At 69.5% G+C, this 12665-nt stretch carries 17 protein-coding genes; 7 read left to right on the top strand and 10 right to left on the bottom strand.

Features of this window, described 5'->3' with window-relative positions:
* Window positions 1–31: 31 nt before the first annotated feature.
* From ACFY3C_RS17880 to ACFY3C_RS17860, 5 genes are all read right to left on the bottom strand, one after another.
* A complete protein-coding gene (locus tag ACFY3C_RS17880) occupies window positions 32–481 on the bottom strand; it encodes a heat shock protein transcriptional repressor HspR (RefSeq protein ID WP_386573004.1) in 450 nt (149 codons plus the stop codon).
* Window positions 482–486: 5 nt separating this feature from the next.
* Window positions 487–1653 (bottom strand): molecular chaperone DnaJ, encoded by a 1167-nt coding sequence (gene dnaJ / locus ACFY3C_RS17875; protein WP_390771386.1) that lies wholly within the window; start codon window positions 1651–1653, stop codon window positions 487–489.
* A 36-nt stretch (window positions 1654–1689) separates the two neighbouring features.
* Window positions 1690–2352, bottom strand: coding sequence for a nucleotide exchange factor GrpE (grpE, locus tag ACFY3C_RS17870; RefSeq protein ID WP_390771385.1), 663 nt, complete (start codon window positions 2350–2352; stop codon window positions 1690–1692).
* Window positions 2349–4199 carry a molecular chaperone DnaK gene (gene dnaK, locus ACFY3C_RS17865; protein WP_390771384.1) on the bottom strand — a complete coding sequence of 617 codons (1851 nt, stop codon included), beginning with the start codon at window positions 4197–4199 and terminating at the stop codon, window positions 2349–2351. Before dnaK ends, grpE begins: the two co-directional genes overlap by 4 nt.
* 94 nt (window positions 4200–4293) lie before the next feature.
* Window positions 4294–5313: an MraY family glycosyltransferase gene (locus ACFY3C_RS17860; RefSeq protein WP_390771383.1), complete on the bottom strand. Its 1020-nt coding sequence runs from the start codon at window positions 5311–5313 to the stop codon at window positions 4294–4296.
* A 194-nt stretch (window positions 5314–5507) separates the two neighbouring features.
* On the opposite strand from ACFY3C_RS17860, the gene ACFY3C_RS17855 reads away from it, so the two are divergent.
* Window positions 5508–7775, top strand: a complete 2268-nt coding sequence (locus tag ACFY3C_RS17855; protein ID WP_390771382.1) for a (Fe-S)-binding protein — start codon at window positions 5508–5510, stop codon at window positions 7773–7775.
* A gap of 161 nt (window positions 7776–7936) precedes the next feature.
* On the opposite strand, the gene ACFY3C_RS17850 is transcribed toward ACFY3C_RS17855, so the two are convergent.
* Window positions 7937–8248 (bottom strand): hypothetical protein, encoded by a 312-nt coding sequence (locus tag ACFY3C_RS17850; protein ID WP_390771381.1) that lies wholly within the window; start codon window positions 8246–8248, stop codon window positions 7937–7939.
* Window positions 8245–8481, bottom strand: a complete 237-nt coding sequence (locus ACFY3C_RS17845) for a hypothetical protein (protein ID WP_390771380.1) — start codon at window positions 8479–8481, stop codon at window positions 8245–8247. Before ACFY3C_RS17845 ends, ACFY3C_RS17850 begins: the two co-directional genes overlap by 4 nt.
* A gap of 133 nt (window positions 8482–8614) precedes the next feature.
* On the opposite strand from ACFY3C_RS17845, the gene ACFY3C_RS17840 reads away from it, so the two are divergent.
* Entirely contained in the window at window positions 8615–8875 is a 261-nt protein-coding gene (locus tag ACFY3C_RS17840; protein ID WP_390771379.1) for a GntR family transcriptional regulator, read from the top strand.
* 40 nt (window positions 8876–8915) lie between these two features.
* Here ACFY3C_RS17840 and ACFY3C_RS17835 read toward each other — a convergent pair whose 3' ends face one another.
* The 3 genes from ACFY3C_RS17835 to ACFY3C_RS17825 are packed head-to-tail and all read right to left on the bottom strand — an operon-like array spanning window position 8916 to window position 10116.
* Entirely contained in the window at window positions 8916–9242 is a 327-nt protein-coding gene (locus ACFY3C_RS17835; protein WP_386572994.1) for an antibiotic biosynthesis monooxygenase family protein, read from the bottom strand.
* A 33-nt stretch (window positions 9243–9275) separates the two neighbouring features.
* On the bottom strand, window positions 9276–9653 hold the full coding sequence (locus ACFY3C_RS17830) for a hypothetical protein (RefSeq protein WP_390771378.1): 378 nt from the start codon (window positions 9651–9653) through the stop codon (window positions 9276–9278).
* 16 nt (window positions 9654–9669) lie between these two features.
* Window positions 9670–10116 (bottom strand): helix-turn-helix domain-containing protein, encoded by a 447-nt coding sequence (locus tag ACFY3C_RS17825; protein WP_386572992.1) that lies wholly within the window; start codon window positions 10114–10116, stop codon window positions 9670–9672.
* Between the two features lie 117 nt (window positions 10117–10233).
* Here ACFY3C_RS17825 and ACFY3C_RS17820 point away from each other — a divergent pair, with 117 nt between their 5' ends.
* From ACFY3C_RS17820 to ACFY3C_RS17800, 5 genes are all read left to right on the top strand, one after another.
* A complete protein-coding gene (locus tag ACFY3C_RS17820; RefSeq protein ID WP_390771377.1) occupies window positions 10234–10638 on the top strand; it encodes a WhiB family transcriptional regulator in 405 nt (134 codons plus the stop codon).
* Window positions 10635–11159, top strand: a complete 525-nt coding sequence (locus ACFY3C_RS17815) for a hypothetical protein (protein WP_390771376.1) — start codon at window positions 10635–10637, stop codon at window positions 11157–11159. Before ACFY3C_RS17820 ends, ACFY3C_RS17815 begins: the two co-directional genes overlap by 4 nt.
* Window positions 11160–11167: 8 nt before the next feature.
* Window positions 11168–11344, top strand: a complete 177-nt coding sequence (locus ACFY3C_RS17810; RefSeq protein WP_386573135.1) for a helix-turn-helix domain-containing protein — start codon at window positions 11168–11170, stop codon at window positions 11342–11344.
* Between the two features lie 330 nt (window positions 11345–11674).
* Window positions 11675–12010 carry a hypothetical protein gene (locus ACFY3C_RS17805; protein WP_386573134.1) on the top strand — a complete coding sequence of 112 codons (336 nt, stop codon included), beginning with the start codon at window positions 11675–11677 and terminating at the stop codon, window positions 12008–12010.
* Window positions 12011–12033: 23 nt separating this feature from the next.
* Complete coding sequence (locus ACFY3C_RS17800; protein ID WP_386572988.1) at window positions 12034–12627, top strand: phage tail protein; 594 nt, start codon at window positions 12034–12036, stop codon at window positions 12625–12627.
* The last annotated feature ends 38 nt before the right edge of the window (window positions 12628–12665 follow it).

Here is a 12665-nt window from a genome sequence, read left to right as displayed (position 1 = left end):
AATCCGGGCCCCTTTCAGCTGTCACAGACGCTCAGTCGTTCTGCTGCCGCTTCGGCCGCCACACCACCAGCGCGCTGGTCTGCTGGACCTCCTGGTACGGGACCAGGTCGCGGCGGTAGGAGGCGTGGACGGCGGCCTCGCGCTGCTGCATCGCGGCCGCCGCGCCGTCCAGGGCCGACTGCAGCTCCGCGACGCGGGACTGGAGCGCGGCGACCTGGTTCTCCAGTTCGATGATCCGCTTGATACCGGCCAGGTTGATGCCCTCGTCCTGGGACAGCGCCTGCACCTGGCGGAGCAGCTCGATGTCACGGGCCGAGTAGCGGCGGCCCCGGCCGGCGGTGCGGTCGGGGGAGACCAGACCCAGGCGGTCGTACTGGCGCAGCGTCTGCGGGTGGAGTCCGGAGAGCTGGGCCGCGACCGAGATGACGTAGACCGGGGTCTCCTCGGTCAGTTCGTACGGGTTACGCCGACGGCCGTCCATCACTCTCAATCTCCCTTCGCGGCCTCGAACAGCTCCGCCCGCGGGTCCTCGTCCGCGGTCGCCTCGCGATACGCCTCCAGTGCGTCACGAGCCTTCCCCGAGACGTCCTTCGGGACACTCACCTCGACGGTGACCAGGAGGTCGCCACGGGTGCCGTCCTTGCGGACCGCGCCCTTGCCCCGGGCGCGCATGGTGCGGCCGTTGGGGGTGCCGGGCGGCAGCTTCAGGGTGACGGCGGGGCCGCCGAGGGTGGGGACCCGCACCTCGCCGCCGAGGGCCGCCTCGGCGAACGTGACCGGCACGGTGACGGTGAGGTTGTCGCCCTTGCGCCCGAACACCGGGTGCTCGCCGACATGGACCATCACGTACAGGTCGCCCGCCGGTCCGCCCCGCTCGCCGGGCGCGCCCTTGCCGCGCAGCCGGATCCGCTGCCCGTCGGTGACGCCCGCCGGGATGCGGACCTGCATCGTGCGCGACGACTTGGCTCGGCCGCTGCCCTTGCACTCCAGGCAGGGGTGCTCGGCGATCAGGCCGCGGCCCTTGCAGTCGGGGCAGGGGTCGGTCAGCGAGAAGCCGCCGCCCGAACCCCGGGCGACCTGCCCGGTGCCGACACAGGTCGGGCACACCCGCGGTGTGCCGTTCTTGTCGCCGGTGCCTGAGCAGGCCTTGCACGGCGCCTGGGAGGACATCCTCAGGGGCACCGTGGCGCCCTCGATGGCCTCCGTGAAGCTCAGCGTGACCTCGGACTCGATGTCCTGGCCGCGCCGCGGCTGGGTACGGGTGCCCGTGGTCCCGCCGCGGTTGAACAGGCCCCCGAAGACGTCACCGATGCCGCCGCCGAAGCCGCCCCCGCTCTGCGCGTTACCCCCGAAGAGGTCGCCCAGATCGAAGTTGAAGGAGCCGCCGGCGCCAGGCCCGGGGCGGAAGCCGCCGTTGCCGAACAGGGCGCGTGCCTCGTCGTACTCCTTGCGCTTCTTGGGGTCACCGAGGATGTCGTTCGCCTCGGAGATCTCCTTGAAGCGCTCCTCGGCCTTGGCGTTGCCCTTGTTGGCGTCCGGGTGGAACTCGCGGGCGAGCTTCCGGTACGCCTTCTTGATCTCGGCCTCGGTGGCGTCCTTGGGGACGCCGAGGACCTTGTAGTAGTCCTTCTCGATGAAGTCCTTGGTGCTCATCCCCGACGCCCCTCCTTCCTGTCTTCGGTGATTACGTCAGCCCTCCTCCGGGCCACCGTTCTCCTTGTCGTCGGCCGCGGGCGCCTCGGTGGTCTCCTCGGTGCCCTCCGCCTTGACGGCCTGCGCGCCGGGCTGCGGCTCGGCGACGGCCACCCGCGCGGGGCGGATGGTGCGTTCGCCGATGCGATACCCGGGCTGCAGGATGGCCACGCACGTCGTCTCGGTGACGTCCGGTGCGTAGCTGTGCATCAGGGCCTCGTGGATCGTCGGGTCGAAGGGCTCGCCCTCCTTGCCGAACTGCTGCAGGCCCATCTTGGCCGCGACGGTCTCCAGCGACTCGGCCACCGACTTGAAGCCGCCGACCAGTTCGCCGTGTTCCCGCGCGCGGCCGATGTCGTCGAGCACGGGCAGGAGTTCGGTCAGGAGGTTCGCGATGGCGACCTCCCGGACCGCGATCCGGTCGCGCTCCACTCGGCGGCGGTAGTTCTGGTACTCGGCCTGGAGCCGCTGGAGGTCCAGGGTGCGCTCGTTCAGAGCCATGCGCACCTGGTCCAGCTGGGCCACCAGACCCGCGTCTGCTGCTACGTCCCCGGCCGGGGCCGCCCCCTCATCGGGAGCGGCCTTCGACTCGGCGTCTTCGGGGGTCGCGCCGGAGGGGACGTCGGGCTTCTCCTCGAAGCCCGGGGTCTCCTCCGTCACGCGGCACCGTCCTTGCGCTCGTCGTCCACGATCTCGGCGTCGACCACGTCGTCGTCGGCGGGCCGGGCGCCACCGGCGGCGGCACCCTCGGGACCGCCCGCGGCCTGCGCGGCCTGGGCGTCGGCGTACATGGCCTGGCCCAGCTTCTGCGAGACGGCCGCGACCTTCTCCGTGGCGGTGCGGATCTCGGCGGTGTCCTCGCCCTTGAGCGCGGCCTTCAGCTCCTCGACTGAGGCCTCGACCTCGGTCTTGATCTCGCCCGGGACCTTGTCCTCGTTGTCCTTGAGGAACTTCTCGGTCTGGTAGACGAGCTGCTCGCCCTGGTTGCGGGTCTCGGCGGCCTCGCGGCGGCGGTGGTCCTCGTCCGCGTACTGCTCGGCCTCCTGGCGCATGCGGTCGACCTCGTCCTTCGGCAGCGAGGAGCCGCCGGTGACGGTCATCTTCTGCTCCTTGCCCGTGCCGAGGTCCTTGGCCGTGACGTGCATGATGCCGTTGGCGTCGATGTCGAAGGAGACCTCGATCTGCGGGACGCCACGCGGCGCCGGCGGCAGACCGGTCAGCTCGAACATGCCGAGCTTCTTGTTGTACGCCGCGATCTCGCGCTCGCCCTGGTAGACCTGGATCTGCACGGACGGCTGGTTGTCCTCGGCCGTCGTGAAGATCTCGGAGCGCTTGGTCGGGATCGTGGTGTTGCGCTCGATCAGCTTGGTCATGATGCCGCCCTTGGTCTCGATACCGAGGGACAGCGGGGTGACGTCGAGGAGCAGGACGTCCTTGACCTCGCCCTTGAGGACACCGGCCTGGAGCGAGGCGCCGATGGCGACGACCTCGTCCGGGTTCACGCCCTTGTTGGCGTCCTTGCCGCCGGTCAGCTCCTTGACGAGCTCGGCGACGGCGGGCATACGGGTGGAGCCACCGACGAGGACGACGTGGTCGATCTCGCCGAGGGAGATGCCGGCGTCCTTGATGACGTTGTGGAACGGCGTCTTGCAGCGCTCCAGCAGGTCGGCCGTCAGCTGCTGGAACTGCGCCCGGGTGAGCTTCTCGTCCAGGTGCAGCGGGCCCTCGGCGGACGCGGTGATGTAGGGCAGGTTGATCGAGGTCTCGGTGGACGAGGACAGCTCGATCTTCGCCTTCTCGGCAGCCTCGCGCAGACGCTGCAGAGCCATCTTGTCCTTGGCGAGGTCCACGCCGTGGCCGGCCTTGAACTGCTGCACCAGGTAGTCGACGACGCGCTGGTCCCAGTCGTCACCACCGAGGTGGTTGTCACCGTTGGTGGCCTTCACCTCGACGACACCGTCGCCGATCTCCAGCAGCGAGACGTCGAACGTGCCGCCACCGAGGTCGAAGACCAGGATGATCTGCTCGTCCTTGTCGAGGCCGTAGGCGAGCGCGGCCGCGGTGGGCTCGTTGACGATGCGCAGGACGTTCAGACCGGCGATCTCGCCGGCCTCCTTCGTCGCCTGGCGCTCGGAGTCGTTGAAGTAGGCCGGGACGGTGATGACCGCGTCGGTCACCTTCTCGCCCAGGTAGGCCTCGGCGTCGCGCTTCAGCTTCTGCAGGATGAAGGCGCTCATCTGCTGCGGGTTGAACTGCTTCCCGTCGAGCTCGATCTTCCAGTCCGTGCCCATGTGGCGCTTCACGGACCGGATGGTCCGGTCGACGTTGGTGACCGCCTGGCGCTTGGCGACCTCGCCGACGAGCACTTCGCCGTTCTTCGCGAAGGCGACGACGGACGGCGTGGTCCGGGCACCCTCGGCGTTGGTGATGACGGTGGGCTCGCCGCCTTCAAGAACGCTGACGACGGAGTTAGTCGTGCCCAGGTCGATGCCGACCGCACGTGCCATGGTTGATTCCTCCAGCTGACTTGAGTGGAACAGGCTCAAGTGTGCACGAGCGGGTCCTCCGGGTCAACAGACCTGAGCCAGCCAGACTCAACTCTTATCCGTTCCTTACACGCAACTGGCCTCTGACCTGCGTCGATTCCGTCCGCTGGGGTTGCTGGACAGAGATGCGAAGGAGTACGAGAACGGCGAGGACCACCCCGCCGGCCACCCACAGCACGACCCCCTCCCCCGTCCACCCGGCATCCACGAGCACCCCCACGAGCACCGTGGAGAAGGATCCGACGCCGAGCAGCACGACGGCCCCCGGCGTGGTGAGCCCGAGCCGCCGCAGCCGGTGCGCGAGATGGTCCGGGCCCCGCCTGAGCAGCGGCCGGCGGCTCGTCCCGCGCGCGAGGACCACGAGCAGGAAGTCGGCGGCGGCCACGGCACCGAGGCAGAACAGCACACTCGCGGTCGGCCCGAGCGCGTAGCCCGCGCGCGTGAAGACGGCGGCCGAGGAGAGCAGGAACCCGGTGAACAGCGAGCCGCAGGCCCCCATTCCCACCCGCGCGGGATGCCAGTTGTGCATCAGGAAGCCGGTGAGGGCGGCCGCGAAGACGCTGAGCAGCACCGCGAGCCCGTCCATCACCTCGACGGCGGCACAGGCACCCGCCCCGAAGGCGGTGACCACCCCGACCGTACCCGCCAGCCCGTCGGTGTGGTCGAGCCCCTTGAAGGCGAGGGAGGCGAAGACGATCCAGCCCACGGCCAGGATCCCGCCCCAAAGGCCCGTCTCGTCGTACGGCACCACGCAGGCCGCCGCCACGGCCGTACCGGCGACCAGCACCCGCAGGCGCAGCCGCCACACGTCGGCGACCAGCCCCAGCACGGCGACCCCGGCGCCGGCGACGAGCAGCTCGCCCACCCCCTGCCCCAGCGGGGCGACCTTCGTCCACACCCCCGCCCATGCCACCAGACAGGTGACGACCACGACGGCCACCCCTCCGGGCACCGGCAGGGGCCGCTGGCGCCGCCGGTCGACGATGCCCGCACGCAGGGCGGGCACCCGGAGCAGCGCCGCGAGCACGGCGGTGAGGAGTAGGGCGGCGGAGGCCGCGGCGATCCCGTACAGCACGGATCTAAGTTAGGCGCGAAAGTAGCAATTCGGTACGAATAACACGATCTGATTGCCCGGCCTGCTCAGGCTCCCCTCAGCGACCCAGATCACCTCGCTCCTGGCTACAGTGCGAGTAAAGATGCGGGTAGTCTCGAACGGACTGCATAAGTTACCGCTTAGTAATGTCCCTCGCAGGCCCGAGGAGCCCCGAAATGCAACTCGCCGCGATCATCGTGTCGCTGGTTCTGATCGTGGTCGGCGTGGCCTTGTTCGCCCGCGCCCTCCTTCAGATCTACAACTTCATGCGGCTCGGTCAGAGCGTGCCCGCGGGTACCCGGACCGACGAGCCCGTGCAGCGCACCCTCACCGTGGTCAGGGAGTTCCTCGGCCACACCAGGATGAACCGCTGGGGCATCGTCGGCGTGGCGCACTGGTTCGTCGCCGTGGGCTTCTTCACCCTGCTGCTGACGATCGTCAACGCCATCGGCGAGCTGTTCCAGGCCGACTGGATCCTGCCGGTCATCGGCGAGTGGGCGCCGTACAACGTCTACGTCGAGTTCATCGGCACGATGACGGTGGTCGGCATCCTGGTCCTGATCGTCATCCGCCAGCTGAGCCACCCGCGCAACCCGGGCCGCAAGTCCCGCTTCGCCGGCTCCAACTTCGGCCAGGCGTACTTCGTCGAGAGCGTCATCCTGATCGTCGGCGTCTGCATCTTCATGCTGCACGCGCTGGAGGGCGCACAGCACCACGTCGACAGCTACGAGGCGTCCTTCTTCATCTCGTACCCGGTGGTGTCGTGGCTGAAGGGCCTGGACCTCTCCACGCTCCAGAACCTCACCTACTTCTTCGCGGGCCTGAAGATCGCGACCTCCTTCATCTGGATGATCACGGTCGCCCTGAAGACCGACATGGGTGTCGCCTGGCACCGCTTCCTGGCCTTCCCGAACATCTTCTTCAAGCGGAACGCCACCGGCGAGACCTCTCTGGGCGCCCTGCTCCCGATGACCTCCGGCGGCAAGCCGATCGACTTCACCGACCCCGGTGACGACGACGTCTTCGGTGTCTCCCAGGTCGAGCAGTTCTCCTGGAAGGGCCTGCTGGACTTCTCCACCTGCACCGAGTGCGGCCGCTGCCAGTCCCAGTGCCCGGCCTGGAACACCGGCAAGCCCCTCTCCCCCAAGCTGCTGATCATGTCCCTGCGGGACAACGCGCACGCCAAGGCGCCGTACCTGCTGGCCGGCGGCGGCAAGACCGTGGAGGGCGAGGAGAAGGCGTCCGAGGAGCAGCTGGCCGGGGTGCCCGCCGCCGCTCTCGCCGAGGCCGAGCGCCCGCTGATCGGCACCGCCGAGGAGAACGGCGTCATCGACCCGGACGTCCTGTGGTCCTGCACCACCTGCGGTGCCTGCGTCGAGCAGTGCCCGGTGGACATCGAGCACGTGGACCACATCGTGGACATGCGCCGCTACCAGGTCATGATCGAGTCGGCCTTCCCCTCCGAGGCGGGCACGATGCTCAAGAACCTGGAGAAGAAGGGCAACCCCTGGGGCCTGGCCAAGAAGCAGCGCCTGGAGTGGACCAAGGAGGTCGACTTCGAGGTCCCGGTCGTCGGCAAGGACATCGAGGACCTCACCGAGGTCGAGTACCTGTACTGGGTCGGCTGCGCCGGCGCCCTGGAGGACCGCGCCAAGAAGACCACGAAGGCCTTCGCCGAGCTGCTCCACATCGCGGGCGTGAAGTTCGCGATCATGGGCGGCGACGAGAAGTGCACCGGTGACTCCGCCCGCCGCCTCGGCAACGAGCCCCTGTTCCAGGAGCTCGGCATGGAGAACGTGGCCGCGCTGAACATGGCCTTCGGCGAGGACGACGAGGACGAGTCGACCAAGAAGCCGAAGTCGGCGAAGAAGATCGTCGCGACCTGCCCGCACTGCCTCAACACGATCGGCAACGAGTACCCGCAGCTCGGCGGCGACTACGAGGTCATCCACCACACGCAGCTGCTGCAGCACCTGGTGGACGAGGGCAAGCTGATCCCGGTGACCCCGGTCGAGGGCATCATCACGTACCACGACCCCTGCTACCTGGGCCGCCACAACAAGATCTACACGCCCCCGCGCGAGATCATCGCCAACGTCCCGGGCCTGCGGAACGAGGAGATGCACCGCCACAAGGAGCGCGGCTTCTGCTGTGGCGCCGGTGGCGCGCGGATGTGGATGGAGGAGCGGATCGGCAAGCGCATCAACAACGAGCGCGTCGATGAGGCCCTCTCCCTCAACCCCGACATCGTCTCGACCGCCTGCCCGTTCTGCCTCGTCATGCTGACCGACTCGGTCAACGGCAAGAAGAACGAGGGCAAGGCCAAGGAGTCCATCCAGGTCGTGGACGTGGCCCAGCTGCTCCTGGAGTCCGTCAAGACGCCGGTCGACCCGGCGGGCGAGCCGGAGACCGAGAGCGAGCCGGAGCCGGAGCCGGTGAAGTAACACCGGCTGCAGGACCCGACGGCGCCCCCTGACCCGCACAGGCAGGGGGCGCCGTCGTATGCGTGGGCAGAGGGCTCCCCTCACCCGACCCGCCCACCAGCAATTGGTGGATCTGCACCAAAAGCCAGCCGCGAACCCGCAGGTCAGACAGTCTGACGACGTCAGAAGGGTGGCCCAAATCCACCAATCACTGCGCCACCCATCTGTTCCAGCCGTCGACCCCGGCTCTCCGCGACACGGAGGGCGTCGTCGAGGGCCTGGGTCAAGCACTCGGCGAGGAAGCGGAGTTCGCCGGGCGGGGTGTCCGGCAGGATCTCGCGGGCGTGGGCCAGGAGTTGGCTGCCCATGCCGAGCTGAACGGACTCCGTTGCGTCGGCCAGTCGAGAGAGCGGCCCATCGCGATCGTCGGTGATCAGGTAGCAGGGCTTACCCCCGGAACCCTTCCAGGGCAGCAGACGCGGTGGCTGGCTCACGCGACCTCCAGCCCGTGGGTGCAGTACGGATCGGTCACGTACGGGCGTACGGCCCTGGCGGCGGTGGCGTCGAGAGGCGTGTCGAGTCCGTACGGGCTGCGGTGGCGCGGGAGGGACAGGGGCTGGATCGGCCAAGGGGCGGCGGGAGGTTTGGGGTCCGGTACGGGTGCCCTGCCGGGCGAGACGAGCAGGAGGCTCATCCAGGCGGCAAGGCGGCGGATAAGGTCGGTCACGTCATCAGCTCCAGTTCAGCTGGTGGCCATACCCCGGGGCGGCTGCAACCGTCGCCGGGGCTTCCGCTTCGTCGCGGTCTACCGAAGTCTACCGCGGTCGCGCGGTCTACTGCAGAGTTTTAGCGTCAACTGCATGACCCCCGAGCTTGACCGCACCCGCCCTGTCTGGCGCCAAGTGGCCGAGGCCATCACCGCCCGGATCGCCAGCGGCGAGTACGCCCTGGGCGCCCGCGTGCCGTCCGTCGTCGAACTCTCCACCGAGTTCGGTATCGCGACCTCGACCGCACAGAAGGCGTTGGCCCACCTCAAGTCCGAGGGACTCGTCCGCGCCGAGGTCGGCCTCGGCTCCTTCGTAGCAAAGCGCCCCGCCGAAGAACCCGAACCGCCCGCATAGGGCAGTCCGGCGACGGGGCGCCACACGCTCAGTTCTCCGACTAGGCGCCCTTCGGACCCGCCTGCTGCACCACCTCGAAGGACCACAGGGTGGAGCCGGAGGCAGCAGGCTTGGGACGCTCGGCGCCCTCCCCGCCACCCTGGTGCGCGGCCTTCATCGGACCCTCCATCCACGCCTGGAACGACTCCTCGTCCCGCCAGCGCGTGTACACGAGGTACTGGTCTGTGCCCTCGATGGGGCGCAGCAGTTCGAACCACTCGAAGCCGTCGGAGTTCTCCACGGCGTGGGCTCGCGAAGCGAACCGCTTCTCCAGCACCTCCCGCTGCTCGGCGGGAACGGTCAGCACATTGATCTTCACTACGCTCATGGGTCCATCCTGCCCCGGCCCACCCGGTCCGGCTCAGGCGGGAGGGTTCGTGCCGGGCAGCGGAAAGGTGAGCAGGCGGCCCACCGCGGACAGGGAGTCGGGGTCGGCGGGGTGTTCGGACGGCCGGGACGCCTCGGGTGGACGGCGGGACGCGTCGGAGGCGGGATCGGCCAAGGGGGCGCCCGCGGTGCGCGGGCCCGGACGAGAACCGGTGGAGGAGGGAGCGCCGGACGGGCGGACCGCCCTCGTGTGTTCCTCCCAGCCCATGCGGTACCACTGGAGATGGGAGCGCTGGAGTTCCTCGTCCGTCAGGATGCGGACGCCCTCGATGCCGGCCTGCCGCACCTTCTCGCCGAGTTCGATCAGCAGCGCGCCCAGCAGTTGGTCGATCCGGTCCGCATCGCTCGCCATCCGCGCACTCCTTCCGCTACGAACCGCCAGAACCGCCCTCCGGCAGGAACTGCCGGGCCACCTTCACGAACAGGCCGCGCAGATCCTCCGGGACCCCCATCCGCCGGGCCGCCTCCTCCGGGCTGATCCGGCCCACGGGCGGACAGCTCCCGCCCGCCACCGGCTCCAGCGGCAGGTCCTCCGCCGACAGGCGCCCGGAGCGGATCAGCATGTCCCGCAGCGGTACGCCCAGCACACCGGCCAGGCGGCGCATCGTCTCCAGGTCCGGCATGCTCTGCCGCTGCAGGAGCCGGGTGACCGCCGCCCGGTGCACGCCCGCGTCGTCCGCCAGCCGGGACTTGCCTCCGCCGCGCGGTCCGTCGATGACGTAACCGCGCTCCCGCATCAGTTCCTCGACCCATGCGGCGAACTCCTCGAGTCCGTCGGTGCGTTCCAGACGCTCCATACGTGGGCTCGACGCCATGCTCCCGCTCTCCCCTCGTAGAGGGAGCAGCGTACCGATCGCGCGCGCACATGTTCGGTGCGCGCACGCGCGCAAGGAGTCTTCACACCTTCACCCCACCTTCCCATCTTCGAACACATGTTCGCACAGCACCTGCCGGGAGTGCACGCATCTCAGGCCTCGCCACGAAGGGCAACCGGCACGTTTCATTCCGTCACACCGGCATCGCTAAACGCTTGCGCTCGCGCTCGCACGGTGCCACGCTGGCCAGCGTTCGCACGTATCGAACAAATATTCCATTCCCCCTGGGAGGCACCGCACGTGACCAGCGAACTTGACTGGCGCAGGGCCGCAGCCTGCGCGAACCTTCCACCCCGCCTCGTATTCACCCGCGACCCCTCCGCCGCCCGCCATACGTTGCGCGCATGCAACAAATGCCCGATCCGGCGGGAATGCGAGGCCATCGTGGATCCGGCGCACAGCTGGTTCGACGGCGTCAGCGGCGGGCGGCTGTGGCGCAACGGGCGGGCGGTCGCCGTATGAGCCGAACTCCTGTCCCGGACACCGGAGCCGCCGTCTGGATCGGCTCGCTCCTCAGACGGTTTCCCGAACTCGTCGCCGAGCTGGCGCCCGCGGCCCACGGGGGGCTGCGGGAACGGCGCGGCGGCGGGCCGGTCGGTGGCACCACCATGCCCGTACGGCTGCACGTCTCCGACGTCCTGCGCGACATCACCGACGGTGTGGCCGAGCTGGAGGAGGCCGTGCGGGAGCGGCTCGGCCTGCGGTCCGTGCGTCCCGCCCCGGTGCCGGAGCGGCTGCGCCGGATCGCCGGACTGCTGGAGCGGATCGCCGCCGACCCCGTCCTCGCCGCACACGTCGAGGACGAGACCCGGCGCATGGCCGCCCGCTGCGCCCGCACCCTCGGCGACCCCGAGCAACTGGTCCGCCTGCCCGGGCGCTGCCCCGCCTGCGACTCGGTCTCACTGCGGGCCTTCCCGGAGCGGGCCGAGGTGCGGTGCGTGAACCCGCCTTGCGGGTACGTCACAGAAGGGGAGCACGCGTGAACGAGCCAATGATCACAGCCGAGTTGGCCGCCACCGAGGCCGGTGTCACCCCCGCCACCATCCGCAAGTGGGTGCAGCGCGGGCATCTGCGGCCCGCCGGCACACAGGGCAGGCGGCAGCTGTATCGGCTGGAGGACGTCTTCACCGCCGAGCGCGCGACGTACCGCGCTCGCGCCCCTCGCTGAGGCGGTCGTACGTCGTCAGGGCCCCGTCGCGTCGCTCCGATCGCGGCGGGGCCCTTCTGTATGCCTAGCTCCCCAACTCCCCCTGAAACACCGTCAGTTGCGGGATCGGCACCACCCCGTCACACTGAATGCAGCGGCAGAGCTGCGCCCCCGATCCGGGGGGCGGACCTGCCGCTTTCTGCTGCCCGGAAACCCGGGCCTCCCTCACCGAAACTCACCGCAACTCCCCTCATCTCCCCTCATCTCCCCGAAGGGAGCGTCCATGTGGCGATCCTGAACTTTCCCGACGTGGAGCGGCTGGTCGTCGACTTCCTGAAGAACCGGACCGAGATGGCCGGGACCACGGTCGACAACCGGCCGCCCGCCGGGTTCGACGGCACCCAGCAGGTCGTCCTCGTCTCCCGCGCCGGCGGCGCCTGGATCGACGACCTCCACCTCGACCGTCCTCTGGTCGACCTGGAGGTGTACGGCCCCGACAAGACCACCGCGCTCGTGACCGCCAACGCGGCCCGTGCCTGCGCGCTGGAGCTGGTCGGCACGCAGTACGGCAGCGCTCTCGTCACGGACGTCGACGAGGCCGACGGTCCGCGCTGGCTGCCCGACTACAACCGGCCGGCCGGCAACCGCTACCTCGCCACGCTCCGGCTCTCGATCCGCCCGGCGTGACCGACCAACACTGAGGAGTACACATGGCAGGCTTCAAGAACGCCGAGATCCGCATCGCCGGCACCGGCAACGTCTGGTGGGCGCCGGCCGGCACCACCGTCAAGGAGACCACCGCGCTGGCCTCCCCGTGGGTCAACCTGGGCTTCACCTCGTCCGACGGGGTCAAGTTCAACAAGAAGGACAAGAACGACCCGGTCGACACCTGGCAGTCGATGGCCCCGGCCCGCTTCATGCTCTCCGACCGGGACCTGACCCTGAAGTTCCAGCTGCTGCAGATCAACAAGGACACGTTCCCGTTCTACCTGGGCGTGCCGTCGACCTCGGTCGTCACCTCCGGGTCCACCGCGGAGACCACCGCGCAGAAGATCGACATCACCGGCACCCCGGGCGGCCAGGACCAGCGCGCCCTCGCCATCGACTTCACGGACAACAACGGCACCAAGGACCTGCGCTACCGGCTGGTGATCCCGTACGGCGCCGTCTCCGAGGTCGAGGAGCTGTCGCTGAGCCGTTCCGGCGCGGTCAAGCTCGGCGTCACCTTCACCGCGCTGTCCGGTGACGACCCGACCAAGCCGCTGGCCACCTGGCTGGTCAACGACCCGGCGGCGCTGGCCTGATCGCCGTACCCCCCGCAGTGTGCCCGGCGTGTGCGCAC

This window comes from Streptomyces sp. NPDC001410 (assembly GCF_042895235.1).
Lineage (GTDB): Bacteria > Actinomycetota > Actinomycetes > Streptomycetales > Streptomycetaceae > Streptomyces.
This window is presented reverse-complemented; position numbering and strand designations above follow the sequence as displayed.

Excerpts from the sequence above, each read along its gene's own strand:
- ACFY3C_RS17825 (WP_386572992.1), bottom strand. The coding sequence starts at position 10,116 with ATGGCGTCGAGCCCACGTATGGAGCGTCTGGAACGCACCGACGGACTC.
- ACFY3C_RS17805 (WP_386573134.1), top strand. The coding sequence starts at position 11,675 with ATGGCCGGGACCACGGTCGACAACCGGCCGCCCGCCGGGTTCGACGGC.
- ACFY3C_RS17815 (WP_390771376.1), top strand. The coding sequence starts at position 10,635 with ATGAGCCGAACTCCTGTCCCGGACACCGGAGCCGCCGTCTGGATCGGC.
- ACFY3C_RS17820 (WP_390771377.1), top strand. The coding sequence starts at position 10,234 with ATGTTCGCACAGCACCTGCCGGGAGTGCACGCATCTCAGGCCTCGCCA.
- ACFY3C_RS17800 (WP_386572988.1), top strand. The coding sequence starts at position 12,034 with ATGGCAGGCTTCAAGAACGCCGAGATCCGCATCGCCGGCACCGGCAAC.
- ACFY3C_RS17855 (WP_390771382.1), top strand. The coding sequence starts at position 5,508 with ATGCAACTCGCCGCGATCATCGTGTCGCTGGTTCTGATCGTGGTCGGC.
- dnaK (WP_390771384.1), bottom strand. The coding sequence starts at position 4,199 with ATGGCACGTGCGGTCGGCATCGACCTGGGCACGACTAACTCCGTCGTC.
- ACFY3C_RS17835 (WP_386572994.1), bottom strand. The coding sequence starts at position 9,242 with ATGAGCGTAGTGAAGATCAATGTGCTGACCGTTCCCGCCGAGCAGCGG.
- ACFY3C_RS17880 (WP_386573004.1), bottom strand. The coding sequence starts at position 481 with ATGGACGGCCGTCGGCGTAACCCGTACGAACTGACCGAGGAGACCCCG.
- ACFY3C_RS17810 (WP_386573135.1), top strand. The coding sequence starts at position 11,168 with ATGATCACAGCCGAGTTGGCCGCCACCGAGGCCGGTGTCACCCCCGCC.
- ACFY3C_RS17830 (WP_390771378.1), bottom strand. The coding sequence starts at position 9,653 with ATGGCGAGCGATGCGGACCGGATCGACCAACTGCTGGGCGCGCTGCTG.
- ACFY3C_RS17840 (WP_390771379.1), top strand. The coding sequence starts at position 8,615 with ATGACCCCCGAGCTTGACCGCACCCGCCCTGTCTGGCGCCAAGTGGCC.
- dnaJ (WP_390771386.1), bottom strand. The coding sequence starts at position 1,653 with ATGAGCACCAAGGACTTCATCGAGAAGGACTACTACAAGGTCCTCGGC.